Origin of the sequence: Nonomuraea sp. NPDC050227, from assembly GCF_044459705.1 — a bacterium.
In the GTDB taxonomy this organism is placed as follows: Bacteria; Actinomycetota; Actinomycetes; order Streptosporangiales; family Streptosporangiaceae; genus Nonomuraea.
In genome coordinates, this window is record NZ_JBITJF010000022.1 from 1 (window position 1) to 23,541 (window position 23,541).

General features: G+C 71.4%; 27 protein-coding genes. 10 read left to right on the plus strand and 17 right to left on the minus strand.

The window, feature by feature from the left end; all coding sequences use genetic code 11:
* Positions 1-158: 158 nt before the first annotated feature.
* Positions 159-626 (minus strand): hypothetical protein, encoded by a 468-nt coding sequence (locus ACIBK9_RS50995; RefSeq protein ID WP_397166616.1) that lies wholly within the window; start codon positions 624-626, stop codon positions 159-161.
* A 78-nt stretch (positions 627-704) separates the two neighbouring features.
* The gene (locus tag ACIBK9_RS51000; RefSeq protein ID WP_397166618.1) at positions 705-1,460 is read right to left on the minus strand and encodes a hypothetical protein; all 756 of its coding nucleotides are present in this window, start codon (positions 1,458-1,460) and stop codon (positions 705-707) included.
* A 151-nt stretch (positions 1,461-1,611) separates the two neighbouring features.
* On the opposite strand from ACIBK9_RS51000, the gene ACIBK9_RS51005 reads away from it, so the two are divergent.
* The gene (locus tag ACIBK9_RS51005; RefSeq protein ID WP_397166620.1) at positions 1,612-2,430 is read left to right on the plus strand and encodes a nucleotidyltransferase domain-containing protein; all 819 of its coding nucleotides are present in this window, start codon (positions 1,612-1,614) and stop codon (positions 2,428-2,430) included.
* Here ACIBK9_RS51005 and ACIBK9_RS51010 read toward each other — a convergent pair whose 3' ends face one another.
* Entirely contained in the window at positions 2,431-2,919 is a 489-nt protein-coding gene (locus tag ACIBK9_RS51010) for a hypothetical protein (RefSeq protein ID WP_397166622.1), read from the minus strand.
* Positions 2,920-3,027: 108 nt separating this feature from the next.
* Here ACIBK9_RS51010 and ACIBK9_RS51015 point away from each other — a divergent pair, with 108 nt between their 5' ends.
* Positions 3,028-3,492 carry a DUF1772 domain-containing protein gene (locus ACIBK9_RS51015; protein ID WP_397166624.1) on the plus strand — a complete coding sequence of 155 codons (465 nt, stop codon included), beginning with the start codon at positions 3,028-3,030 and terminating at the stop codon, positions 3,490-3,492.
* A 78-nt stretch (positions 3,493-3,570) separates the two neighbouring features.
* Here ACIBK9_RS51015 and lpdA read toward each other — a convergent pair whose 3' ends face one another.
* Both lpdA and ACIBK9_RS51025 read right to left on the minus strand, forming a co-directional pair.
* The gene (lpdA, locus tag ACIBK9_RS51020) at positions 3,571-4,950 is read right to left on the minus strand and encodes a dihydrolipoyl dehydrogenase (protein WP_352361000.1); all 1,380 of its coding nucleotides are present in this window, start codon (positions 4,948-4,950) and stop codon (positions 3,571-3,573) included.
* Positions 4,951-4,989: 39 nt separating this feature from the next.
* Positions 4,990-5,364: a tautomerase family protein gene (locus ACIBK9_RS51025; protein ID WP_387681520.1), complete on the minus strand. Its 375-nt coding sequence runs from the start codon at positions 5,362-5,364 to the stop codon at positions 4,990-4,992.
* Between the two features lie 18 nt (positions 5,365-5,382).
* Between ACIBK9_RS51025 and ACIBK9_RS51030 the strand changes: the two genes are divergently transcribed.
* From ACIBK9_RS51030 to ACIBK9_RS51040, 3 genes are read left to right on the plus strand one after another with little or no spacing between them, the layout of a single operon-like run.
* On the plus strand, positions 5,383-6,033 hold the full coding sequence (locus tag ACIBK9_RS51030) for a response regulator (RefSeq protein ID WP_397166625.1): 651 nt from the start codon (positions 5,383-5,385) through the stop codon (positions 6,031-6,033).
* A gap of 6 nt (positions 6,034-6,039) precedes the next feature.
* The gene (locus ACIBK9_RS51035; protein WP_358301940.1) at positions 6,040-7,092 is read left to right on the plus strand and encodes a quinone-dependent dihydroorotate dehydrogenase; all 1,053 of its coding nucleotides are present in this window, start codon (positions 6,040-6,042) and stop codon (positions 7,090-7,092) included.
* Positions 7,093-7,110: 18 nt separating this feature from the next.
* Positions 7,111-7,671 (plus strand): GNAT family N-acetyltransferase, encoded by a 561-nt coding sequence (locus ACIBK9_RS51040; protein ID WP_397166627.1) that lies wholly within the window; start codon positions 7,111-7,113, stop codon positions 7,669-7,671.
* A gap of 7 nt (positions 7,672-7,678) precedes the next feature.
* On the opposite strand, the gene ACIBK9_RS51045 is transcribed toward ACIBK9_RS51040, so the two are convergent.
* From ACIBK9_RS51045 to ACIBK9_RS51060, 4 genes are all read right to left on the minus strand, one after another.
* A complete protein-coding gene (locus ACIBK9_RS51045; protein WP_397166628.1) occupies positions 7,679-9,271 on the minus strand; it encodes a beta-N-acetylhexosaminidase in 1,593 nt (530 codons plus the stop codon).
* Positions 9,268-10,116 (minus strand): N-acetylmuramoyl-L-alanine amidase, encoded by an 849-nt coding sequence (locus ACIBK9_RS51050; protein ID WP_397166630.1) that lies wholly within the window; start codon positions 10,114-10,116, stop codon positions 9,268-9,270. The genes ACIBK9_RS51045 and ACIBK9_RS51050 overlap by 4 nt, the downstream gene beginning before the upstream one ends.
* Positions 10,117-10,247: 131 nt before the next feature.
* A complete protein-coding gene (locus ACIBK9_RS51055) occupies positions 10,248-10,496 on the minus strand; it encodes a hypothetical protein (RefSeq protein WP_125645653.1) in 249 nt (82 codons plus the stop codon).
* Positions 10,497-10,704: 208 nt separating this feature from the next.
* Positions 10,705-11,697, minus strand: coding sequence for a LacI family DNA-binding transcriptional regulator (locus ACIBK9_RS51060; RefSeq protein ID WP_358301952.1), 993 nt, complete (start codon positions 11,695-11,697; stop codon positions 10,705-10,707).
* Between the two features lie 257 nt (positions 11,698-11,954).
* Between ACIBK9_RS51060 and ACIBK9_RS51065 the strand changes: the two genes are divergently transcribed.
* The gene (locus ACIBK9_RS51065) at positions 11,955-12,566 is read left to right on the plus strand and encodes a TetR/AcrR family transcriptional regulator (RefSeq protein WP_358301955.1); all 612 of its coding nucleotides are present in this window, start codon (positions 11,955-11,957) and stop codon (positions 12,564-12,566) included.
* Positions 12,567-12,687: 121 nt separating this feature from the next.
* Here ACIBK9_RS51065 and bldC read toward each other — a convergent pair whose 3' ends face one another.
* Positions 12,688-12,891: a developmental transcriptional regulator BldC gene (gene bldC, locus ACIBK9_RS51070; protein WP_013133571.1), complete on the minus strand. Its 204-nt coding sequence runs from the start codon at positions 12,889-12,891 to the stop codon at positions 12,688-12,690.
* A 322-nt stretch (positions 12,892-13,213) separates the two neighbouring features.
* A complete protein-coding gene (locus ACIBK9_RS51075; RefSeq protein WP_352320456.1) occupies positions 13,214-14,077 on the minus strand; it encodes a hypothetical protein in 864 nt (287 codons plus the stop codon).
* Positions 14,078-14,182: 105 nt separating this feature from the next.
* On the opposite strand from ACIBK9_RS51075, the gene ACIBK9_RS51080 reads away from it, so the two are divergent.
* Positions 14,183-15,262 carry a Glu/Leu/Phe/Val dehydrogenase dimerization domain-containing protein gene (locus ACIBK9_RS51080; protein ID WP_352320458.1) on the plus strand — a complete coding sequence of 360 codons (1,080 nt, stop codon included), beginning with the start codon at positions 14,183-14,185 and terminating at the stop codon, positions 15,260-15,262.
* A 151-nt stretch (positions 15,263-15,413) separates the two neighbouring features.
* Positions 15,414-15,641: a DUF3073 domain-containing protein gene (locus ACIBK9_RS51085; RefSeq protein ID WP_352320460.1), complete on the plus strand. Its 228-nt coding sequence runs from the start codon at positions 15,414-15,416 to the stop codon at positions 15,639-15,641.
* Between the two features lie 91 nt (positions 15,642-15,732).
* On the opposite strand, the gene ACIBK9_RS51090 is transcribed toward ACIBK9_RS51085, so the two are convergent.
* Entirely contained in the window at positions 15,733-16,575 is an 843-nt protein-coding gene (locus tag ACIBK9_RS51090; RefSeq protein WP_397166633.1) for an alpha/beta fold hydrolase, read from the minus strand.
* 86 nt (positions 16,576-16,661) lie between these two features.
* Between ACIBK9_RS51090 and ACIBK9_RS51095 the strand changes: the two genes are divergently transcribed.
* The gene (locus ACIBK9_RS51095) at positions 16,662-17,207 is read left to right on the plus strand and encodes a CGNR zinc finger domain-containing protein (protein ID WP_397166634.1); all 546 of its coding nucleotides are present in this window, start codon (positions 16,662-16,664) and stop codon (positions 17,205-17,207) included.
* 33 nt (positions 17,208-17,240) lie between these two features.
* Here the strand turns inward: ACIBK9_RS51095 and purM are convergent, their stop codons facing one another.
* The 4 genes from purM to ACIBK9_RS51115 all read right to left on the minus strand — a co-directional run bounded on the left by purM (position 17,241) and on the right by ACIBK9_RS51115 (position 20,996).
* Entirely contained in the window at positions 17,241-18,266 is a 1,026-nt protein-coding gene (gene purM, locus ACIBK9_RS51100; protein ID WP_352361023.1) for a phosphoribosylformylglycinamidine cyclo-ligase, read from the minus strand.
* A complete protein-coding gene (gene purF / locus ACIBK9_RS51105; RefSeq protein WP_352361025.1) occupies positions 18,263-19,699 on the minus strand; it encodes an amidophosphoribosyltransferase in 1,437 nt (478 codons plus the stop codon). The genes purM and purF overlap by 4 nt, the downstream gene beginning before the upstream one ends.
* Before the next feature lie 51 nt (positions 19,700-19,750).
* Positions 19,751-20,497 (minus strand): SDR family NAD(P)-dependent oxidoreductase, encoded by a 747-nt coding sequence (locus ACIBK9_RS51110; RefSeq protein WP_397166637.1) that lies wholly within the window; start codon positions 20,495-20,497, stop codon positions 19,751-19,753.
* A 91-nt stretch (positions 20,498-20,588) separates the two neighbouring features.
* Positions 20,589-20,996, minus strand: a complete 408-nt coding sequence (locus ACIBK9_RS51115) for a MarR family winged helix-turn-helix transcriptional regulator (protein WP_387660719.1) — start codon at positions 20,994-20,996, stop codon at positions 20,589-20,591.
* Positions 20,997-21,138: 142 nt separating this feature from the next.
* Between ACIBK9_RS51115 and ACIBK9_RS51120 the strand changes: the two genes are divergently transcribed.
* Complete coding sequence (locus ACIBK9_RS51120; protein WP_397166639.1) at positions 21,139-23,064, plus strand: hypothetical protein; 1,926 nt, start codon at positions 21,139-21,141, stop codon at positions 23,062-23,064.
* On the opposite strand, the gene ACIBK9_RS51125 is transcribed toward ACIBK9_RS51120, so the two are convergent.
* Entirely contained in the window at positions 23,061-23,483 is a 423-nt protein-coding gene (locus ACIBK9_RS51125; protein WP_352361113.1) for a sterol carrier family protein, read from the minus strand. The genes ACIBK9_RS51120 and ACIBK9_RS51125 overlap by 4 nt on opposite strands.
* Positions 23,484-23,541 lie beyond the last annotated feature (58 nt).

Sequence of the window (23,541 nt, forward strand, 5' to 3'; positions counted from 1 at the left end):
GTTTGTTTGTTTTGGGGGGGGGGGGGGGGGTGGGTTGGGGGGGGGGGGGGGGGGGGGGGGGGGGGGGGGGGGGGTTGGGGGGGGGGGGGGGGGGGGGGGGGGGGGCCCCCCCCCCCCCCGGGGGGGGGGGGGGGGGGGCCCCCCGCCGCCGGGGGTGGTCACTTCGACAGGTAGAGGGTCTTCCAGGTGCCGGCGTACAGGCAGTTCAGGGACGGCTTGGAGCCCTTGCCCTCGGCGCAGACCTTCAGCTCGACCTGGTAGACGTCGTGGTACTCGAAGGAGAACCGCTTGGCGGAGCTGGCGGAGCAGTTGCGGATGCCGCGCTCCTTGTTGGGCAGGTTGCTCCCGTCGCGGTAGGTGATGCGGAACACCGCCCAGCCGCAGGCGGAGTCCTTGCGGGTCGAGTCGGTCAGCTTGCCGGAGATCCGCACCACGTCGGCGGTCGGCAGGTCGGCGTGGTCCTCGCCGGTCGCGCTCAGCGTGCCGGTCGCCTTGGCGGCGTGCCCAGGGGCGTAGTAGGGACCCCAGGGGGCGGCCGAGGCGGCCTGGGCGGGGGAGGAGGCGAGCGCGACCAGGGCTGCGGCGGCGACACCGGTCAGGACGGCGGCGGTACGGGAGGCGGTCATCGAGGGGTTCCTTCCTCTCTGGGATGACCACACAGTGCATTGGCCCGATTTCAACCGGCTTGCGGGGCCGCTTGCAAGCTAGTTGTATTTGTACTGCCGCGTCGCGACCCGGTGGGAGCCGTTGTAGACCGACGCGCGGTACATGCTGATCGACTGGTCGCCGTGCTCGGCCTTGCCGCAGGTGTTGAGGCCGGCGAGCTGGTGGATCTCGTAGCGGGCGGTCGGGTCGCCGGCCACGAAGTACTCGGCGCGTGCCTGGTACTCGTCGGCCCTGGTGTCGCAGGCGAAGACGTACGTGTCGCGCTCGTGGAAGCACACGCTGGCCCCGCCCTTGGTGGACGAGCACAGCTCCGCACGGCCCCGAGCGGCGGCCGGGGTGACGCCGGTGTCGCGCTTGACCGGGTATTTGGTGAGGTTGCGGACGGTCTTCCAGCGGCCCACCCGGACGCGGTGGTTGCCCTCGTACACGGCGGCCCGGAACGTCACCGTCCTGCCGATCTCGCGGTTGCCCCGGATCTCGCCCTTGCCGGCCAGGTTGTGGATGACGTACTTGGTGCCCAGGTACTCGTTCAGGTGGTACTCGACGGCGGCGTGCAGCTTGTCGTTGCGGGTGTCCTCGACCCAGATGCCGGGCCGGTCGCTGCCGTCCGGGCCCACGCACACCTCGGCGCCCTTGACCCGCACGCAGGCGGGCTCGGCGACGGCGGCGGGGGTGGTGGTCAGAGCGGTGGTGGTCACGGGGGCCGGCTCCTGAACGGCGGCGGCGGCCGGGCGGGCCTCGCCCCGGGCCACGGCCCCTCCCGTGGTGAGCGCGGCGGCCGTCATCACGGCCATGGCTACGAGTTTGCGACCTGACGCCACTTCGGTCTCTCCAGTCTCATGGATCACACACCGGGCTGTGCTTGAGTGTGACGCGGAAAATGCCGGAGTGGTTCGGAAATATGCGATTTGGGCCTTCGGTAGGTTGGACGCATGGCGGACCGGCATGCGTGACGAACGGCTGCGGGAGATCGCGGCGAAGCTGGCCGAGGTGCCCGGCGTGGTGGCGGTCGCGCTCGGCGGCAGCCGGGCGCGCGGCACGCACCGGCCCGACTCCGACATCGATCTGGGCCTGTACTACCGGGGGCCGCTCGCCGTTGGCGACCTGCGCGCCCTCGCCCGGGAGATGACCGGCGAGCCGACCGAGGTGACCGAGCCCGGCGGCTGGGGGCCATGGGTCGACGGCGGCGGCTGGCTCACCGTCGAGGGGTGGCGGGTGGACTGGATCTACCGCGACCTCGACCGGGTGCGCCGCGTCTGGCAGGACTGCCGTGCCGGACGGTACGAGATCGGCGTCCAGCCTGGCCACCCGCTGGGCTTCTACTCCCACGCCTACGCGGGCGAGGTGGCGCTGTGCAAGGTGCTGGCCGACCCGTCCGGCGAGCTGGCGGCCCTGCGCGCCGAGACGGCCGCGTACCCGCCCGCGCTGCGCGAGGCGCTGGTCCAGGGGTTGTGGGAGGCCGGCTTCTCGCTGACGATCGCCGCATACGGCGCCGCCGGGCGCGACCCGGTGTACGCCGCCGGGGCGCTGTTCCGCGCGATCGGCGTCGCCTGCCACGCCCTGCACGCGGCCGACGGCGCCTGGCTGATCAACGAGAAGGGCATGGTCGCCGCCGCCGACCGGCTGCCCTCTGCGCCCCCCGGCTTCGGCGAGCGGGCCCAGGCGCTGCTCGCCTCCGTCGGCGGCACGCCGGAGGAGATCACCCGTACGGTGGCCGCCGCCGAACGGCTCGTCGCCGACGTGCGGGCCGCCTGCGGGGTGTGATCAGGCGTTCTCCCTGGCCCTGGCGGGGGCCAGCGTGGTCAGCAGCAGCAGGAGCGCGCTCTGGGCGAGCATGCCGGGCGCGAGCGGCGGGGCCGGGCCGACGGACTTGGTCAGCGCGTACCACCATTGGGTGAGGGGCGAGAGGGTCTGCCAGGTGTCGGCGTGGCGCGGGTCGAAGGCGCCCATGTCATGGTTGGCCGAGATGTGCGCGTACACGCCGTAGGCGGAGGCGAGCAGCACCACCAGTGCGATCCCGCGGACGACCTTGAGCGTGAGGGGTGAGGCGTCCAGGGCCAGCAGCACGAGCGCGGCCCCGAGCGCCAGCAGCGCCACCCAGGGGACGAACTGCTGCCAGGACTGCCAGTGGCGTTCGAAGGCCAGCTCCAGGCCGGCGCCCAGGATGCCCAGCGCGACCAGCCCGAAGAGCCCCAGGCGTACCGTGACGGCCCCGAGCCGTCCGATCTGTGTTTGCGCGTTCGTTGGAGGCACGGGCACCACGGTGGGCCTCCGGTCTCAGAGACATCTCAGGAATATATGAACGTTCAATGAGAATCGCCGAGCGTTCTGGACAAGGGTGACGTAAGGGATCATAGGGACGTGAGCGTACTCGCGGTCGTCTCCTCGGTGCTCGCCCTCGTCCTGAACGGGCTGATGGCGGGCGTGTTCTTCGCCTTCTCCACCTCCGTCATGCCCGGCCTGGACGCCGTGGGGGAGGAGGGCGCGGCGGCCGCCATGCGCAGCATGAACAGGAAGATCCTGAACCCGGGGTTCCTGTCCACGTTCACGCTCGCGCCCGTGGCCTCGCTGCTGGCCGGCGTGTTCCTGCTGATCGGCGGGGACGGCGGGCCGGCCGTCCTGGCGTTCGCGGCGGCCGTCGTCTACTTCCTGGGCTCGATCGCCGTCACGGCCGCGATCAACGTGCCGATGAACAACGCCCTGGAGGCGGGTGACCTGGCCTGGCAGGCGTACGCGCCGCGCTGGACCCGGTGGAACACGCTGCGCGGCTGGGCCTCGGCGCTGGCCGTGGCGCTGCTGGGCGTCGCCCTGTACGTCTGGGTCTGACCCGGCGTACGTCTGGGTCTGACCCGGCCGGATGCATCCCGATGGACGAGCACCGGGATGCGCATCCGCGCGACGGGATCACATGTTGATCATGTGGCCCGCGAGGCCGTGGATCGCCTCCTTGACCGCTTCGCCGAGCGTCGGGTGCGCGTGCACGTTGCGCGCGACCTCGTGCACGGTCAGGTCCCACTGCTGGGCCAGCGTGAGCTCCGGCAGCAGCTCGGTGACCTCGGGGCCGATCAGGTGGGCGCCGAGCAGCTCGCCGTGGGTGTTGTCACTGATGATCTTGACGAACCCGGCGGTGTCGCCCAGGCCGTGGGCCTTGCCGTTGGCCGTGAAGGGGAACTTGGCCACCTTGACGTCGTAGCCCAGGTCGCGGGCCTGCGCCTCGGTGTAGCCGAAGCTGGCCACCTGCGGCTGGCAGTACGTGGCCCGCGGGATCATCACGTAGTCGAGCTCCATGGTCTCGGCGTCGCCGATGGTCTCGGCGGCGATGATGCCCATCGACTCGGCGGCGTGGGCCAGCATGAGCTTGGCGGTGACGTCGCCGATGGCGAAGATGTGGGGCACGTTCGTGCGGCAGCGGCCGTCGACGGCGATCGCGCCGCGCTCGGTGAGCTGCACGCCGGTCTTCTCCAGGCCGTAGCCGTCGACGCGCGGCTGGAAGCCGATGGCCTGCATGACCTTGTCGGCCTCCAGCACCTGGGTCTGGCCGTCGCGGGTGACGGTGACCTTGACCGAGCCGCCGGTGTCCTCGATGCCGTCGACGCGGGTCGAGGTCAGCACCTCGATGCCGAGCCGCTTGTAGCGCTTGGCCAGCTCGGCCGAGACCTCTTCGTCCTCCAGCGGCACGACCCGGTCGAGGAACTCCACGATCGTCACCTTGACGCCGTAGTTGTGCAGCACGTACGCGAACTCCACGCCGATCGCGCCCGCGCCCGCGATGATGATGCTGCGCGGCAGGTTCTCGGTGAGGATCTGCTCCTCGTACGTCACCACCCGCTCCGACAACTGCGTGCCCGGGATCAGCCTGGTGGTGGCCCCGGCCGCGATGATGCAGTGGTCGAACGTGATCGTCTCATCGTTGACCTGCAGGGTGTTGGCGTCGAGGAAGGTGCCGCGCCCGTCGTACTCGGTGATGGCGTTCTTCTTCATCAGGTAGTGAACGCCCTTGACCCGGCCGTCGGCGACCTTGCGGCTGCGCTGGAAGGCCGCGCCGTAGTCGAAGCTCACCTCGCCGCTGATGCCGAACGTCTTGGCCTCGTTGTGGAAGATGTGGGCCAGCTCGGCGTTGCGCAGCAGCGCCTTGGACGGGATGCAGCCCACGTTCAGGCAGACGCCACCCCAGTACTTCTCCTCGATGACCGCGGTACGCAGCCCGAGCTGGGCGGCGCGGACGGCGGCCGTGTATCCTCCCGGACCCGCGCCGAGAACGACGACGTCATAGTGAGTGCTCATGACTCGGACCATACCGCCCGCCCCAGGCCACCCTTGACGCTAGACCTCCACCTTGTACGGCAGCGTCAGCTCGTCGGCCGGAACGCCCCGGATTCCCCAGTTCACCTTGGGCATCTCAATGATCGTGATCTCCACATCCTCGGGGTCGTATCCCGACTTTTCGTAGATCGACCGGATCAGCGCGCGCTTGGCGTCGTCGCTGCGTCCCGTGAAGCACACGACCTCGATGATCAGGTAGTTCGCGCTGCGCCCCGGGCAGACGAAGTCGTCGGCGTCCAGCAGCAGGAACCGGTGGAATCGCTTCTCCTCGGGCACGCCCCACGCGCTGACCAGGCACGACTGCAGCAGATCGGAGATCTCCCGCTGCCGTCCGGCCCACACGTCACGACGCCCGTAAACCTTCACTTGTGCCATGTCGGCAATATAGAGGGCGTGATCCGCGTACTCCTCGCCGACGACGAGGCCATGATCCGGGCCGGGGTCAAGGCGATCCTCGACTCCGACCCGTCCCTGGAGGTGGTCGCCGAGGCAGGCGACGGCAGACAGGCCGTCGACCTGGCCATCGGCCACCGTCCCGACGTCGCGCTGCTTGACATCCGCATGCCGCGCCTCGACGGCCTGGCCGCCGCGGCCGAGCTGCGCCGCGTCGCGCCCGCCACGGCGGTGGTGATGTTGACCACGTTCGGCGAGGACGACTACATCGCCAGGGCGCTGGAGGTGGGGGCCGCCGGGTTCCTGCTCAAGTCCGGCGACCCGCGCGAGCTGATCGCCGGCATCCACGCGGTCGCGGACGGCGCGGCGTACCTGTCGCCCAAGGTGGCCCAGCGCGTGATCGCCCAGCTCGGCGGCGGCCGGATGGCCCGCGAGGCCGAGGCCCGCGACCGCGTCGGCGTGCTCACCGACCGCGAGCGGGAGGTCCTCGCGCTGCTCGGCGCGGGCCTGTCGAACGCGGAGATCGCCAAGCGGCTGCACATCGTGGAGGGCACCGTGAAGGCGTACGTGAGCACGATCCTGACCCGGCTCGACGTGCGCAACCGCGTCCAGGCCGCGATCATCGCCCACGAGGCGGGATTGGTAGCCTGACCCGTGATGTATCGCCTCGTGTTCACGCAGGTCTTGCGGCGTTTCGACGCCGAGGCCGTGCACCGTCTCACCGTCAAGGGCCTGGCCGTGCTCGCCCGGCTGCCCCTGCTCAAGCGGCTGCTCCACCGAGCGTTCGCCCCGCACGACCCGGTCCTGCGGGTGACCGCGTTCGGCGTGCACTTCCCCGGCCCGTTCGGCCTGGCCGCCGGGTTCGACAAGGACGCGGCCTGCGCCGAGGCGATCGCCGCGCTCGGCTTCGGCCACGTCGAGGTCGGCACCATCACCGCGCACGCCCAGCCCGGCAACCCGCAACCGCGCCTGTTCCGGCTGGTGGGGGAGCGGGCGGTGATCAACCGGATGGGCTTCAACAACTCCGGCGCCCGCGCCGCCGCCCGGCGGCTGCGCCGTACGCGCGGGGTGCCGGTCGTGGTCGGGGTGAACATCGGCAAGACCAAGGTGGTGCCGGAGTCCGAGGCGGTGGCCGACTACGTGACCGGCGCCAGGGAGCTGGCCCCGCTGGCCGACTACCTGGTGGTCAACGTCAGCTCGCCCAACACGCCCGGCCTGCGCAACCTTCAGGCGGTCGAGCTGCTGCGCCCGCTGCTGGTCGCGGTCAAGGAGGTCGCCGACGCGACGCCGCGCCGTACGCCGCTGCTGGTGAAGATCGCCCCCGACCTGGCCGACGAAGACGTCGACGCGGTCGCCGACCTGGCCGTGGAGCTGGGCCTGGACGGCATCATCGCGACCAACACCACCATCCGGCACGGCGGCGAGACCGGCGGCCTGTCCGGGCGTCCGCTCAAGGGGCGCTCGCTGGAGGTGCTGCGCCGGTTGCGCGCCAAGGTCGGCGACCGCCTCACGCTGGTCTCCGTGGGCGGCGTCGAGGACGTCGACGACGTCTGGGAGCGCCTGCTGGCCGGGGCCACCCTGGTCCAGGGGTACACCGGCTGGATCTACGGCGGCCCGCTGTGGGCCGCCCGCATCCACCGGCAGCTCGCCCGCCGGGTCCGCCGCCACGGCCTGTCCTCCGTCACCGAGGCGATCGGCCGCACCGCCTAGGGCCCCTATCGTGGAATCGTGATCAATGCCGAGGTGAAGCTCACCGACGACGTCGTCATGCGTCCCGTCGCCAGGTCCGACGCGCGGGCGCTGGCCGACGCCTACCGCCGCAACCGCGACTTCCTGCGCCCCTGGGAGCCCCGCAGGCCGGCCGACTTCTTCACCCCCGCGGGCCAGGCCGCACGCCTCGAACGACTGGCCGAGGACCGTGCGGCCGGCTTCGTGATGCCGTGGGTGCTCACGGACGGCGACCGCGTCGTGGGCAGGATGAACCTGAACAGCATCATCCGCGGCGCCGCCCAGAGCGCGTCGCTGGGCTACTGGGTGGACGCCGCCTACAACGGGCGGGGGCTGGCCACCAAGGCGGTGCTGGAGGCGTGCCGGGCCGCCGACGAGGACCTGAGCCTGCACCGGGTGGAGGCCGGCACGCTGCTGCACAACAAGGCCTCGCAGGCGGTCCTGCGCAAGGCGGGCTTCGAGGAGTACGGCATGGCCCCACGCGCCGTCAGCATCGACGGCGCGTGGCAGGACCACGTGCTGTTCCAGCGCATACTCAACGACCGTCCCGCGCCCATCTGACCGACGGTCAGACGCTCGGCCTGGTCGACTCCGCGTCGTGCGTCATGGCGTCGATGCGCTCCATCACCTCGTTCACCTTCACGCCGCTCGGCCGGTGCGGACGCCGCCGCTGCCACGGGTGCGGGCCCGCCGCCGGCCGGTACTCCACGCCGATGGCGTCGAGCCGCCGCAGGTGACTCTCCAGCCGCTCGGCGAACCCGTCGCCGCCCGAGCCCGCCCAGGCCACCTCCGCCAGCGCGCACGACCGCGGCCAGAGCCGGTAGTCGACGGTCCGGGGGTCGGGCACCCGCTCGGTCCACAGCTGGGCCTGCACGCCCATGACGCGCGCCCGCTCCTCGTCCGTCCAGTCGGCGGGGGCCGGGTCGAACGCGGCCACGTCGGCCACCGTGGTGGTGTCGCCGATGGCCATCGGCTCGTCGGCGGAGGCCGCCTCGGCGTAGTCGAAGTAGAGCGGGAACACCGGGGTGGCGACCACGTCGTGGCCCGCCGCGGCGGCCCGCCGCCCGACGCCCATGCCGCGCCAGGGCATGACGACGGTGTCCTGGCGCAGCCCGCCGCTGACGAACGCCTCGTCCCACACCACGGCCCGCGCGCCGCGCTCGGCGAGGGCGTCGGCCAGCTGACGCAGGAACCACGCCTGCAGGTCGGGCACCGTGGACAGCCCCAGCGATTCGCGGTAGGCCGTGATCTGCGCCGACTGCGCCCAGTGGTCGAGCACGACCTCGTCCCCGCCGATGTGGAAGAAGGGCACCTCGCCCAGCGCGCCGATGATCTCGTCGAAGATCGTGATCAGGAACTCGACGGTCGGCGGCAGCGGCGACAGGATCGCCGGCGAGATGCCCCACCGGTCGAGCACGTCGTAGGGCTCGCCGGTGGCGCCGAGCGCCGGGTAGGCGGCCAGGATCGCCGAGGCGTGCCCCGGCACGTCGATCTCGGGCACCACCGTGACGAACCTGGACCGCGCGTACGCGCCGATCTCGGCCAGGTCCTCCAGCGTGTAGTAGCCGCCGTGCGGGATGTCGTCGTACGCCTCCGGCTCCCGGTAGTAGTTGGTGGCCGTGCGCGGCCGGTGCGAGGAGACCTCGTGGAGCAGTGGGTACGCCCGGCTCTCCACCCGCCAGCCCTGGTCGTCGACCAGGTGGAGGTGCAGCCGGTTCAGCTTGTGCACGGCCATCAGGTCGATCAGCCGGAGCACCTCCCGCTTGGGGGAGAAATGCCGGGCCACGTCGAGGTGCAGCCCACGCCAGGCGAACCGCGGCGCGTCCTCGATCCGCACCCCGGGCACCGGCCACGACGCGCCCTCGGCGAACCGGTAGGAGGCGTCCGGCAGCAACTGGTGCAACGACTGCGCGGCGTAGAACGCGCCCGCCGCCCCGCCGGCGACGATCTCGATCCCCCGCGACCCGGTGGTCAGCCGGTAGGCCTCCGCGCCGAGCGCGGGATCCTGGCGTACCTCGATCTCGCCCGAGTCTCCCGGGCGCAGGTCGAGGAGGGGCAGCGCGCGACGTACCGCGTCCGCGTACGGACCGGCGACGGTCGCGCCCGAGGTCAGCTCGAAGGAGCCGGAAAGATCACTGAGCAGCTCTGGGCGAGGAATCATGCTTCGAGATAGTGCTGCATCCCGTTCGCGAGTGCCAAGGCGATCCGCTGCCTGAACTTCGGGTCCTGGAACTTGGCCGCGTCGACGGCGTTGCGCATGTTGCCGCACTCGACGAGGACCTTCGGCACGGTCGAGAGGTTGAGCCCGCCGATGTCGTTGCGGAAGTTCAGCGCCTTGGCGCCGACGTAGTTGGAGTAGGGGATGCCGGTGCCCTTGAGGTAGGCGTCGCGTACGTCGATCCCCAGCTTGGTCGAGGCGCCCACGACCTTGTCGACCGGCCCGTTGATCTTCTTCGGGAGGATCACGTGGAATCCCCGGTGCGAGGGGTTGTCCGAGCCGTCGCCGTGGACCGAGATCGCGGCGTCGGCACGGGCCTTGTTGCCGATCGCGGCCCGCTTGTCGATGCACGGGCCGACGCCGTCGTTGCTCGACCTGGTCAGCTTGACGGTCGCGCCGCGCTGCTCAAGGATCTTCGCCATGCGGTTGGAGACGTCCCAGGTGAAGGCGGCCTCGCTGTAACCGCTCTTCGTGGCCGTGCCGGTCGTGTCGCATTCCTTCATCTTGGTCAGCACGTTGACCTTGCGGTTGATCTCGGCCGGATGGCGGTAATTGGCGCCGTTGTGCCCGGGGTCGATGACGATGACCTTGCCGGCGAGCGGTTTGGCGCCGGGCGGTGCCTGCTTCGCCGTGGCCGTCTCCGTCGGCCCGTCCTGGACGGACGCCTTGCCGGTCTCCTGGACGGTGGAGGGGGCCTGACCTGCCGCGGCGCCACCAGGCTCGGTGCCGCCGCACGCGGAGGCGATCAGGCCGCAGACGGCGAGGACGGTGGCTGGTAGAGCACGCATGAGCTCCAACTTACGTGAAGCCACGCGTTCAGGCCCGTATCAACAGCAATCCTGCGAGTCGGCCCGCGACCCCGCCGAAGTGCCGGATCGGGACCGCTGCGACGGTCCGCCTGGCGGTTTCGCCGTCCGCTTCACCACACGTGCTCGCCAACCTCCTGCCGTTCGAGCAGGGCGGCCAGCTCCCGCGCGTCCTCGGCGTCGAGGCCGAGGACGACGCGGGGGCGGCCCCACGGATGGTCGAGGGAATGCGCCACGTAGCTGGCGACGGACTCGGCGCCGACGTCGGTGCCCCGCCCCCTGCCCGCCCGCCAGTGCCCCCAGGCGCGTTCGAGCTCGGCCGCCGCGCGCTGGGCGCAGGACACCAGTTCTGGATCACGCATGACTGTCCCCCGGATCAGATCGTGACCGAACCAGATTCGGCCACAATTAGCATGACCCTGACGAGTAAACCGCCGTCCGGCGACGCTGCCGTACGGCTTGACCCAGGCTTTGGGCGGGCTTGCTGACGAGAGACCTGCGCATTGGCCCGCCGTGCCATTGCGGCGCCCATAAAGGCCCGCAACGGCAGCGCAACCGGCAGATATCCCCTCAGGCGGGTCCCGTGCTGCGGCGCACGATCAGCTCGGGTTGGATCTCGCGCAGCCGGGCGCCCTTGGCCGGCTCGCCTATCCTGTCGCTCAGCAGCGCGGCCGCCGACCTGCCCATGGCACGGCGCGGCTGGTCGACCGAGGTGAGCGAGATGTGCCGGGAGGCCGACAGGTGGGTGTTGTCGTAGCCGACCACGGACAGGTCGTCCGGCACCCGCAGCCCCAGCTCGGCCGCGGCGGCCAGCACGCCCAGCGCCACCACGTCGTTGGCCGCGAACACGGCCGTCGGCCGCGGGTCGCGGGTCAGCAGGGCGATCGCCGCCTCGCGGCCGCCCTCCTCGGTCGCGTCCGCCGCCTCGACCATGATGTACGGGGCCAGCGAATGCCTGCGCATCGCTACGAGGTAGCCCTCGCAGCGCGAGGACCGGGGGCCCTCGATGTGCGCGATCCGCTTGTGCCCCAGGTTCACCAGGTGGTCGATGGCCAGCCGGGCGCCGAGCCGGTCATCGTCGACCACGATGTCGACGCCGTCCAGCTCGATGTCACGTTCCCCTACGACGACGGTCGGGGTGTAGGCGGTGGCCTCGATCAGCGTCTCGCTGGTCGGCGCGATGCCTAAGAGCACCAGCCCGTCGACCCGGAGTTCCAGGAAGGCCTCGACGGCCTCGTCCTCGAACGCCGGGTCCCACTGGCTGTTCCCGATCAGCATGCGCAGCCCGTCGCCGTGCAGGCTCTCCTGCAGGCCGTCGAGGAACTCGGCGTAGAACGGGTTGTGCAGGTCGGCGACGAGCGCCCCGACCAGATGTGTACGTCCTTCCACCAGGCTGCGCGCGACGGCGTTCGGCCGGTAGCCGAGCTCGCGCGCCGCCTGGAGCACTGCCTGCCGCCGATGCTCGCTCACGTGCGGGGATCCGCGCAGCACGAGTGAGACCAGCGACTTCGAGACGCCGGCTCGCTCGGCGACGTTGCGGATGGTGGGTCGTGGCCGAGGCAATGGCTCTACCTCGCGGAGCTCGGCGATGGTTGAAGTGTTGACGGGCGGTCCTGACATGTGTCTCCCCCGCGATGCGGATATGGGCACCTGTCTCACCAAACGATCGAGTAAGCCGCAGGGTACGGCTTCGGGTTAGGGAAGCCTGATATTGACCCATTCGCCACACGTCCGCTATTGGGCATGCCGTCGGATACTGTGCAGGTGTGACACCCGGGAAGTCAGCCGAGACGGCACGCCCCGCACGCCGAAGGCTGAGTGTGGACCGCCGTCGCGAGGAGCTCATGGCGGCCGCGCTGGAGCTGTTCAGCACCCGTGACGCCGAGGACGTCTCGATCGACGACGTCGCCTCCGCGGCAGGCGCCTCGCGGGCGCTGGTCTACCACTACTTCGGCGGCAAGCAGGAGCTCTACGTGGCCGCGCTGAGGAGCGCGGCCGAGCAGCTGGAGTCGCGGCTGCGCCCGGCCGAGGGCGGCAGGCCGCTCGACGAGCTGGCCGCGGGCCTCGGGCGTTACTTCGACTTCGTCGAGGAGCACGCCGCCGGCTTCGCCGCGCTGCTGCGCGGGGGGCCCGCCAACCGGGCGGGCGAGGTCGGGGAGATCGTCGACGGCGTGCGCCGGAGGCTGTTCCGCCTCATCCAGAAGCAGATGCGCGTCGAGGAGCCGAGCCCGGTGCTGCGCACCACGCTGCGCTCGTGGATCGCCTCCGTGGAGACGGCCGGCCTCGACTGGCTGGAGCACCGCGACGTCGAGCGGCCGATCCTGGAGAAGATGCTCGTCGACCACATGGTGGCCCTGCTCGGCGTGGCCGCCGCCTACGACGGCGAGGTCGGCGAGCTGCTCGACGTGCTCACCGGCGAGCAACTGGGGTAGCGGGGGAAGAGTGGCGCCGGGCGGGCGACGCCAACTTCCCCGTGCGACGTCACGTCGGTGGACCGGGCAAGCGTACCTGGTCCACCCTCAACCCCCCTGAGGTTCGTGACGACCCTTGCGACTACTCGGAACGCTGCTGCGGAATGCCCGCGAGCAGTGCGCGAACCTCGGTCTCCCGGTAACGCCGATGACCGCCGAGGGTACGAATCGACGTCAACTTGCCCGCCTTGGCCCACCGCGTAACGGTCTTGGGGTCGACCCTGAACATGGTCGCGACCTCAGCGGGCGTGAGCAGTGGCTCGGCCTCGGGTGTACGAGCTGACATTTGTGCGGCCTCTCCTCCGTGTGGACCGGCTTAGCGATCCTGTGACTGCCTTTGCGCGTGTCACGGATGTCCCCCTATGGCGCAGAGCGTGCGGCTTTTCTGAGCCATATGCGGCATCACCCGATGTGACCATACCGCCACGCAGAGCGATTGGCGAGCCCTTCTTTGACCCAACTGCCCGCCCCCATGGCGATGTCACGCTCGGTGATTCTAGCGACACGGTTCGTGGTATCGCAGTGAAAACGGCAAACTACTCAGTTCGCAGAAGAGAGCAGCCGCGAGACGTGACCTACTCATGCAGGTCAGACGGTTGTTTTGGGAATCAGTTGGCGGATTCCAGCTGTTGCATTGACTTCCACCGAAGGATGACGCGCTGGTACATGGCATAGGCAAGTTCTTCTTGACCCGTGTCCAGACCGGTCAAAGCGGCCGAAAGCTCAGCAACCGACTGGTCGGCCTGGAGGGCGTCGTCGTTCATCAGGTGGACCAGGCCGCCGTAGTCGAGCTCGACCAGCGAGTGCGGGTGGAACTCCTCCAGCCAGCGCGCGATGTCCTCCACGTCGAAGTTGGACGACGCGTCGCCGAGGTGCCGGCGCATCACGTTGAGGGCGCGGGCCGCCCGCCTCCTGGCCTGCGCCATGGAGGTGACGTAGATGAGGTTACGGCCCGTAGTGGTCGTCACGTCCTGTCCCGGGGTGGAGGAGCCGAGCACCAGCCAGCGCTCGTTCCCATCAAACGGCACGAACCACGATGGCGGCACATGCCACGCCGTGGTGCGAATGTGCGTACGCAAGGCGGACGAACCGGCCCGGCGCTTGAACCGGTCGAAGTCGTCGGCCGTCTGCTCGGCGATGGCCTTGGGCACGAGCCGGTCCATCAGCTTCACGGGAGTGGCGCCACGAAGCCTTGAGAAGGCCAGCCACGACCGCAGACGCGTCTGCCAGGGACATACGTACAAACGGTCCTCAACACGCCGCAGATAGGCATTGGGGCTCTCCTGGGCGGGAACGGGCTGAGGGGGCATGCCGAGCAGGCGCATGACCGACTCGCTGTGCTCCGCGTTGAGCGCGTTCGCCCGGCGCGGACGGTCGCGTGAGTCGGCGTAGTCGGCCCACAGCTTGCGCTCGGACTCGGCGAACGCGGTCAGTGGCTCATAGACGCGGAGGTAGGCGGCATAGGGCAGCACGGAGGCATCGTGTCACGAAGAGCACCTGCGCGCACCGTCGGGCTCACTAGTCTGAGAGTGACCTCCGCCGCGAAGGAGCGGTGGACCGGACAGGGAGTCACTACCGTGACCGACGTCTTCGGCACGTCCCACAAGGACGTCCACGAGCAGGTCGTCTTCTGCGCCGACGAGCAGAGCGGCCTGCGTGCGATCATCGCCGTCCACAGCACGGCCCTCGGGCCCGCGCTCGGCGGCACCAGGTTCTATCCGTACGAGAACGAGCAGGCGGCCCTGGCCGACGTGCTCAACCTGGCCAAGGGCATGTCCTACAAGAACGCCCTGGCCGGCCTCGACCTCGGCGGCGGCAAGGCCGTCATCATCGGCGACCCGGCCAAGGTCAAGAGCGAGGCGCTGCTGCGCGCCTACGGCAGGTTCGTCGAGTCGCTCGGCGGGCGCTACATCACCGCCTGCGACGTCGGCACCTTCAGCGAGGACATGGACGTCGTCGCCCGCGAGTCCCGCCACGTCACCGGCCGCACCCTGGCCCACGGCGGCGCCGGCGACTCCTCGGTGCTGACCTCGTTCGGCGTCTTCCAGGGCATGCGCGCCTCGGCCGAACGGGTCTTCGGCACGCCGTCGCTGCACGGCAGGCGGGTCGGCGTCGAGGGAGTCGGGAAGGTGGGCCACCGCCTGGTCGACCTCCTGCGCGAGGACGGCGCCGAGGTCGTGATCTGCGACGTCGACCCGCGGGCCGTCGAGCGGGTGCGCCAGCGGCATCCGGAGGTCGAGGTGGTCGCCGACGCCCAGGCGCTCACCACGTCCGACATCGACGTCTTCGCGCCCTGCGCGCTGGGCGGCGCGCTCGACGACGCCACGGTGGCCGGTCTGCGGGCGAAGATCGTCTGCGGCGCGGCCAACAACCAGCTCGCGCATCCCGGCGTCGAGAAGCAGCTGGCCGACCGCGGGATCCTGTACGCGCCCGACTACGTGGTCAACTCCGGCGGCGTCATCCAGGTCGCCGACGAGATCGAGGGCTTCAGCATGGACCGCGCCAGGGCGAAGGCGGCCCAGATCTACGACACGACTCTGAAGATCTTCGGGATCGCGGCGGACGAGGGCGTTCCGCCGGCTGTGGCAGCGGATAGGCTAGCTGAGCGCAGAATGTCGGAAGTCGGGCGTATTAGGGCCATTTGGCTGGGCCACTGACGCCCCACGCCCATACGACGTACCGAGCTGGGCACAAAACAGGTACGGTAATAGGCGAACGATAGGCTGACGTCCAAAGTCAGGCGGCGTCAGTGTGTGGTGCGTTAGCGACGAGGGGTCGGGGACGACCCCACACGAGGGGGTCGAGCCAATGGGGCGCGGCCGAGCAAAGGCCAAGCAGGTCAAGGTTGCTCGCCAGCTGAAGTACAACAGCGGTGGCACGGATCTTGACCGTCTGCGCGACGAACTCGGGGTCGGAGACTCCAGCAATGACGACGCCGACGACCTCAACGATGAGCTGGCGGATCGCTATGCCGATTACGCCGATGACTACGGCTCGGGGGACGACGAAGACGGCCGTCCTTCCGGTCGCCGATAGCCGTTCTTCAGAGTGACGTGGCCGAGGATCCGGCATGTGCCGGATCCTCGTTCATGAGCGTCGGGCCCCACGGGCAACCGTGGGGCTTTCGTCACGCTTGCGTGCGGTCGAGAAAGCCCGCGACCAGCGGCGCGATCTCAGGGAGCCTGTCCTCCAGCGCGAAGTGCCCGGTGTCGAGCACGTGCAGCTCGGCGTCCGGCAGGTCCCGCAGGTAGGCGTGCGCGCCCGGCTCCGGGAAGAAGGCGTCGTTGCGGCCCCACACGATCAGCGTGGGCGGCCGGTGGCGGCGCAGCCATGCCTGCCAGTCGGCGTAGAGCGCGAGGTTGGAGCGGTAGTCGAGCGCGAGCGCGAGCTGGGCTTCCCGGCGTCCGGGCAGGTCCAGGAAGTGCTGGTCGAGGGTCCATCCGTCGGGTGCGACCGCTGAGACGTCCGACGCGCCGCCCTCGTACTGGCCGCGCGTGACGGGCAGGGTGAACAGGTCGCCCAGGCTCTCCGCGGGCGCGTGGATGGTGGTGCGCGCCAGGTCCGACAGGCCCTCGTCGTAGGCGTTGGCGTTCTGGACGATCAGGCCGGCGATCCATTCGGGGTGCCGGGTGGCCAGGCGGAAGCCGACGGGGCCGCCGAAGTCGAAGGCGTACCAGACGAAGCGGTCTAGGCCGATCTTCTGCACGAAACCCTCGACCACGTCGGCCAGGCGGTCGAAGGAGTAGACGAAGTCGCCGGGGGCCTCGGTGTGGCCGAAGCCGGGATAGTCCGGCGCGATCAGGCGGTAGCGCGTGCCCAGCGCGTCCATCAGGCGTCTGTACTGGTGGGAGGCCGAGGGGAAGCCGTGCAGCAGGAGCACGGGGATGCCGTCGCGCGGGCCCGCCTCCCGGTAGAACACCTGCACGCCTTCCACGTCCACGAAACCGTGGCGGATCTCCGGGATCTCCATGCCTAATGCCTTTCTCGCGCAATGATGCGTTAGTTATAGCGGGCAGACTTCTAACGGGTCAAGGGGGAGATGTAGCATTAGGAGCCATGGAGTTCCTGATCGGTGAGCCGCTCGCGCTGGACCTGGTGAACACCCGGGCCGAGGACTTCGACGTCCTCGACACGCCCGAGGTGTTCGGGAACTGGCTCGATCGTCAGGCGGGCCGGCTGACCTCCGTCGGGGGGCCGTACACGGCGGACGACCTGGGCGCGGTCCGGGAGTTGCGGGCGCACGTGGCGGCGGCGGTCGACGCCGTGCGCCGGGGCGAGAGACCGGCCGGCGAGGCGGTCGGGGCGATCAACGACGCGATGCGCGCCGCGCCCGCGTACGGGCAGCTGGACGCCACGGACGGCGGGCTCACCAAGGGCGCGCGCAGGGACGGCGACCGGCTCGCCCGCCTGCTCGCGCAGCTCGCCGAGGCCGCGGCCGACCTGCTCACCGATCCGGCGGCGAGCCGGATCCGGGCCTGCGAGGGGCCCCGGTGCCGCATGATCTTCCTGCCCGCCCACCCCCGGCGGCGCTGGTGCTCACCGGAGCTGTGCGGCAACCGGGTGCGCGTCGCCCGCCACTACCAGCGGCACAAGACCGGCTGAACGGGGGCCGGGGTCGAGCCGGCCCCCTTCGGGTCAGCGGTAGCGGGCCTGGCCCGAACCCTGGACGATCTCGCCCAGCACCCACGCGTGCAGACCGCGCTCGGCGAGCAGCCGGATCGCCTCGTCGGCCGAGCCGGGCGCCACCACGGCCGCCATGCCCACGCCGAGGTTGAACGTACGGTCCATGTCCTTCTGGGCGATCTGCCCGTGCCCGGCAAGGACGCCGAAGATCGCCGGCGGGGTCCAGGACGACCGGTCGAGCAGCGCGTCGAGGTGGCCGGGCAGCGACCGCGACAGGTTGGCCTCCAGGCCGCCGCCCGTGATGTGCGCGAAGGCGTGCACCTCGGTCGTGCGGGCCAGGTGGAGGCAGTCGAGCGAGTAGACGCGGGTCGGCTCCAGCAGCTCCTCGCCCAGCGGACGGCCCAGCTCGGGCAGCACCGCGTCGAGCGACAGCGACGCCTCGCGCAGCACGTGCCGAACCAGCGAGTAGCCGTTGGAGTGGATGCCGGAGGAGGCCAGCCCGAGGACCACGTCGCCCTCGCGGATCCGGTCGGGGCCCAGCATGGCGTCGGCCTCGACCACGCCGGTGCCGGCTCCGGCCAGGTCGTACTCGTCGGGGCCCATGGCGCCCGGGTGCTCGGCGGTCTCGCCGCCGACCAGCGCCGCGCCGGCCAGCCGACAGCCCTCGGCCACGCCGCCGACGATCTCGGCGACGCGCTCGGGCACGACCTTGCCGACGGCGATGTAGTCGGTCATGAACAGCGGCTCGGCCCCGCAGACCACCAGGTCGTCGAGGACCATGCCGACCAGGTCGATGCCGATCGTGTCGTGCTTGCCGTAGCGCTGGGCGATCATGACCTTCGTGCCCACGCCGTCGGTGGAGGAGGCGAGCAGCGGACGCCGGTAACGCAGCAGCGCCGAGGCGTCGAAGAGCCCGGCGAAGCCGCTGGCGTCGTCGACCACCTCCGGCCGGCGGGCCCGCGCCACCTTGTCCTTCATCAGGGTGACGGCGCGCTCGCCCGCCTCGATGTCGACGCCGGCGGCCTCGTAGGTACTCACGCTTTGCTCTCCAACACGAACTTGCCCACGTTGTCCTGGTCGATGGGGATCGGGTACGAGCCGTCGAAGCAGGCCCGGCAGAGCCGCTCGGCGGGGATGGTGGTGGCCTTGGTCAGGCCCTCCAGGGAGATGTACCCCAGCGAGTCGGCGCCCAGCGAGGCCCGGATCTCCTCGACCGACAGCGAGCCGGCGATCAGCTCGGCGCGGGTCGCGAAGTCGATGCCGTAGAAGCACGGCCAGGCCACGGGCGGGGAGGAGATGCGGACGTGCACCTCGCGCGCCCCCGCCTCGCGCAGCATCTTCACGATGGCGCGCTGGGTGTTGCCGCGCACGATCGAGTCGTCGACGACCACCAGGCGCTTGCCCGCGACGACCTCGCGCAGCGGGTTGAGCTTGAGCCGGATGCCGAGCTGGCGGATGGTCTGCGAGGGCTGGATGAACGTGCGGCCCACGTAGGAGTTCTTCACCAGGCCCTGGCCGTAGGGGATGCCGCTCTCCTCGGCGTAGCCGACGGCGGCCGGGGTGCCGGACTCGGGCGTGGGGATGACCAGGTCGGCCTCGACCGGGTGCTCGCGGGCCAGCACGCGGCCGACCTCGACCCGGGTGACCTGCACGCCGCGGCCCGCGATCGTGGTGTCGGGACGGGCGAGGTAGACGTACTCGAACAGGCAGCCCTTGGGGTCGGGCAGGGCGAACCGGCGGGACCGGACGCCGTCCTCGTCGATGGTGAGCAGCTCGCCGGGCTCGATCTCGCGGACGAACGTGGCGCCCACGATGTCGAGGGCCGCCGTCTCGGAGGCCACCACCCAGCCGCGCTCCAGGCGGCCCAGGACCAGCGGGCGGATGCCCTGCGGGTCGCGGGCCGCGTAGAGCGTCTTCTCGTCCATGAACACCAGCGAGTACGCGCCCTTGACCTGCGGCAGCAGCTCGGCCGCCGAGTCTTCGATGGAACGCGTGCGATCCTGGGCGAGCAGCGAGGCCAGGACCTCGGTGTCGGTGGTCGCCCGGGTGGAGCCGGGAGCCAGGCGCTCGGCCAGCTCCGGCGTGTTGATCAGGTTGCCGTTGTGCGCGAGCGCGAGCCCGCCGACCTCGGTGGAGCTGAGGGTCGGCTGCGCGTTCTCCCACACGCTCGAACCGGTGGTGGAGTAACGGCAGTGGCCGATGGCCAGGTGGCCGCGGAGGGTGCCCAGCACCGACTCGTCGAAGACCTGGGCCACCAGGCCCATGTCCTTGTAGACGAGGATGCGGCTGCCCTCGCTGACCGCGATGCCCGCGGACTCCTGGCCGCGGTGCTGCAACGCGTACAGCCCGTAGTAGGTGAGTTTGGAAACTTCCTCGCCTGGCGCCCAGACGCCGAAGACGCCACAGGCGTCTTTGGGTGCGCGGTCGTGGGGGTCCAGGTCATGGCCGAGCCGGCCGTCGCCCTTCAGCACATGCCTCAGTTTAGGTTGCGGGCTTCCGTGCTCGCACACCCGGGTGCTCCATCAGCCGGCGTGGGACGATCTGCCGGCGTTGGATCCGTCGCGGACGAACTCCCCGGTGACGTTGCGGTTCGCCGCCGATCCGAGGAAATGGATCAGCGCCGCCATGTCGTCGGCGGTCGAGAGCCGGCGGCTCGGCGTGCGGGCCGCGACGCGGTCGAGGGCCTCCTGGGTGACCGGGCGCTCGGCCTCGGTGATCGTGAGCCCGGCCACGGCCACGTTGACCAGCACGCCGTCCCTGCCGGCCTCCCAGGCCAGGGCGCGGGCCATGCCGTGCAGGGCCATCTTGGCGGTGCCGTACGGGCCGGGGCCCGGCTGGCCCTCCTCGGCGGCGCCCGAGGAGACGAAGACGATCCGGCCGAAGCCGTTCCTCCGCATCCCGGGCAGGAAAGCCTGGACGAGCAGGGCGTTGCCGACGACGTTCGCGTGCAGGGCGGCCGTCCATTCGGCGGCGGGCACGTCCTCGAAGCTCATGCTGTTGGGCATGATCGTGCCCCAGCGGACGGCGTTGAGCACGAGGGCGTCCACCGGGCCCGCCTGGGCGGCGGCGGGCGCGATGGTGGCGTGGTCCTCCAGGTCCAGGTGGACGGCCGCCGCCTGGCCGCCCGACTCCTCGATGCGCTTGACGACCTCGGCGGCGCGGCCGGGGCCGGTGTTGTAGGTGATCGTGACCCGTGCGCCGGCCCTGGCGTAGGCGAGCGCGGTGGCGGCGCCGATGCCGGAGGAGCCGCCGGTGATGAACGCGTGCATGGGGATGCCTCTCTTGATTAGCCGACTAATTAGCCAGCTAAGTCGCTTCTGGTCGCTGGAGGCAAGGGGGTTTCGCTCTCGGTGAAGAGGGTTACTGGGGGATGGCGCGGACGAGGCGGGACAGCAGGGCGCGTTCGGTGTCGTCCAGGCCGTGCTGGAGTTCTTCGTCGGTCCTGGCCCAGATCTCCTCGACCGGCTCGCGCAGCGCCTTGCCCGCCTCCGTCAGGTGCACGCGGCCCACCCGCGGGCGGTCGGGGTCGGGGGAGCGGTGGACGAAGCCCGCGCGTTCCAGGCGCTGGAGGGTCTTGGTGACGGTCGGCGGCTCCACGCCCAGCCGGGCGATCAGCTCGCCCTGGGTGAGGCCGTCCTGGCGCCACAGCTGGTTGAGCAGCAGCTCCTGGCCCGTGTGCAGGCCCAGTGGCGCCAGGGCGGCGGCCATCCGGTTGCGGTGGGTCTTCATGACCATGATCAGGGCGTACGTCAGGGTCTCGTCCAGCATGCACTCATCTTGCCCGCCGCCTGCCGCTTTGGCGCATGGTGACCCAAGGATGGCGCCCGTCTTACCGTGTCGTGCGCTTTAGCCGATGCCCTCCGCGAAAAGGTGAAGTATCCGGCATGCAGACCCGTCGGGAGACGCAGACGTGACCACACCTGGGGACCCCAACGAACCCCGCGAGGGGCAGGACCCGCAGCACCCCGAAGGCCACCCCCGCGAGGGCCGGCCCGAATCCGCGCCGCCGCAGCACACGCCCGAATGGTGGCGGGAGGGGACGGCCGAGGAGGACCGGCCGGTGCCCGAGGAGGATCGGCCTGCGCCTGAGGAGGAGCCGCCGGAGATCGGGCCGTACGAGGGCGGGCCGACGAGCAACGAGTGGCGTCCGAGCGAGTGGGCCGTCGGCGGCCCGCCCGGCGCCGGGCCGACCGGCGGCGCGGGCACCCCGGAGGGCTGGACCGCCCCCGACCACGAACACGCCCCTGGACATGAGCACGCCGCTGGTCACGAGCACGCCGCTGGTCATGCGGACACTCCGCAGGGCGCGGCATCCGGCGAAGGCGCCGGTCCCGGAGAGGGAGGCCGGTCGGGCGGCGGGCGGCACGAGGGCGGACAGCCCGGTGAACGGCCCGGTGAACGGCCTGGGGAGTGGCAGTCCGAGGGTGGGCGGTCTGAGGGTGGAGGAGCTGGGGGGCAGCCCGGGGGTGGGCGGTGGGCGGATGAGTGGCCGTTCGAGGAGGAGCGGGAGGGCGAGGAGCCGATCGCGCCCGTGCCGCCCGTGGTGCCACCGCCGCCACCTGACGTGCCGCCGTCGCACGAGCCCAGGCCCGGGGGCCGTCCCGACCATCCCGACCTGCCCACCTCGCCCGAGACGCCGGGACCGGCCGAGGGCGGCGCCGGCAGGACGCGGTGGTCCGGCGGGGACGCCGAGGAGACGCAGGTCTATCCGGTGCCCGGTGGCACCCCGGCCTATCCCGGCTGGGGCACGCAACCGGACGAGGAGCCGAGCCGCCCCGCGCCCTCCCGGTACGAATACGGCGACGTGCCCACCTTCGAGCCCCCGCCCACCGGCACCCACGCGGCCAGGGGCCCCGAGGAGCCCGGCGGCGCTGAGGGCGCCGAGGGGGCTGAGGGGGCCGGGGGCATCGCTGGCGCGCCGGACTTCCGGAGTCCGCCGGGCGAGGGCACACCGGGCCAGGCCGGCACCCCTGCGCCAGGAGGTGCGGAAGGCCCAGAAGGTGCAGAAGGCCGTGGCGGCGCCGTAGGCCCAGGTGCCACAGCCGGCGCGGGAGGCGTGACGCCGACCCCCGGAGGCGCGGGTGTGCCCCCAGGAGGGCCTGGCGCCCCTTACGGGGGCGAAGGAGCTTACGGCGGGCCGGGCGCGCCGTACGGGGGCGAGGGAGCCTACGGCGGGCCCTCAGCGCCCGGCGGCGGTGGCGGCCCCGCGGCATCCGCCGGGCCCTATGGCGGGCCAACAGCGTATGGCGGGCCGACAGCGTCCGGCGGCGGGGAGGGGCCCTATGGAGGGCCGGGATCCGGCGGCGAAGGGTCCCATGGGGCTGGTGGCGGCGAGGGGGCCTATGGGGGGCCGGCGGCCGGAGGGTCCTATGAGGGGGCTCCGGGGGCGTACGAGGCCGGGGGCCGGGACGCGTCCGTTCCCGGCACCACCCCCTCCAGCCCCTACGGCGGCCCGCCCGGTTACGGCCCGCCGCCGGGAGCCCCCGCCTACGGCCAGTACGGCCCCTACGGCGCCCAGCCGACCGCGCCGCCCGGCAGCGGCCTGGCCACCGCCTCGCTGGTGCTGGGCGTGGCGAGCCCGTTCCTGGTGTTCGTCTGCTTCACCGGCGTGCTCACGGCGATCCTGTCGATCGTCTTCGGCTGTGTGGCGCTCGCCAAGCGCGTGGGCAGGGGCCGGGCCATCGCCGGGATCGTGATCAGCGCGCTGTCGCTGGTGTTGTTCGCGATCGTCGCGATCTGGTTCTGGAAGGTGGTCCAGGAGTGCGGCCAGCTTCCCGGCCAGCTCGCCGACCAGTGCTTCGAGAGCAGGTTCCCCTGGATGGGCAAGGGCCGCTAGAGCGGCAGGTGGGCTGACAGGTCGGCGCGGGAGCCGCTCGCCGCGACCGAGCCCCTGGCCATGGCCTCGTCCCAGGTCAGCCGGCCGAGCGCGAGCTCCAGCCAGGTGCGGGCGTCGGTCTCCACCACGTTCGGCGGCGTGCCGCGGGTGTGGCGGGGGCCGGGGACGGCCTGGACGGCCGCGTAGGGCGGCACGCGCACCTCGACCGTGCGGCCGGGAGCCGCGGCGGCCAGCTTCTCCAGCAGGTGGCGCACCGCCTGCCTGGCCGCGTCGCGTTCGGGGGCGAGCCCGCGGTCGTAGGCGGTCAGCACCGCGGCGACCAGGGCGTCGGGCAGGGCCGAGGCGGGGCCGTCGTAGGGCGGCTCGTCGAGGGCGACGAGCTGGCCGTCGAGGGCCGCGCGCAGCTTCTCCGGGTCCATCTTGCGTGGTGGCACGGGTCCATTGTCTCGCGGCAAGCGTTCATCGGGGCGGAGGTCG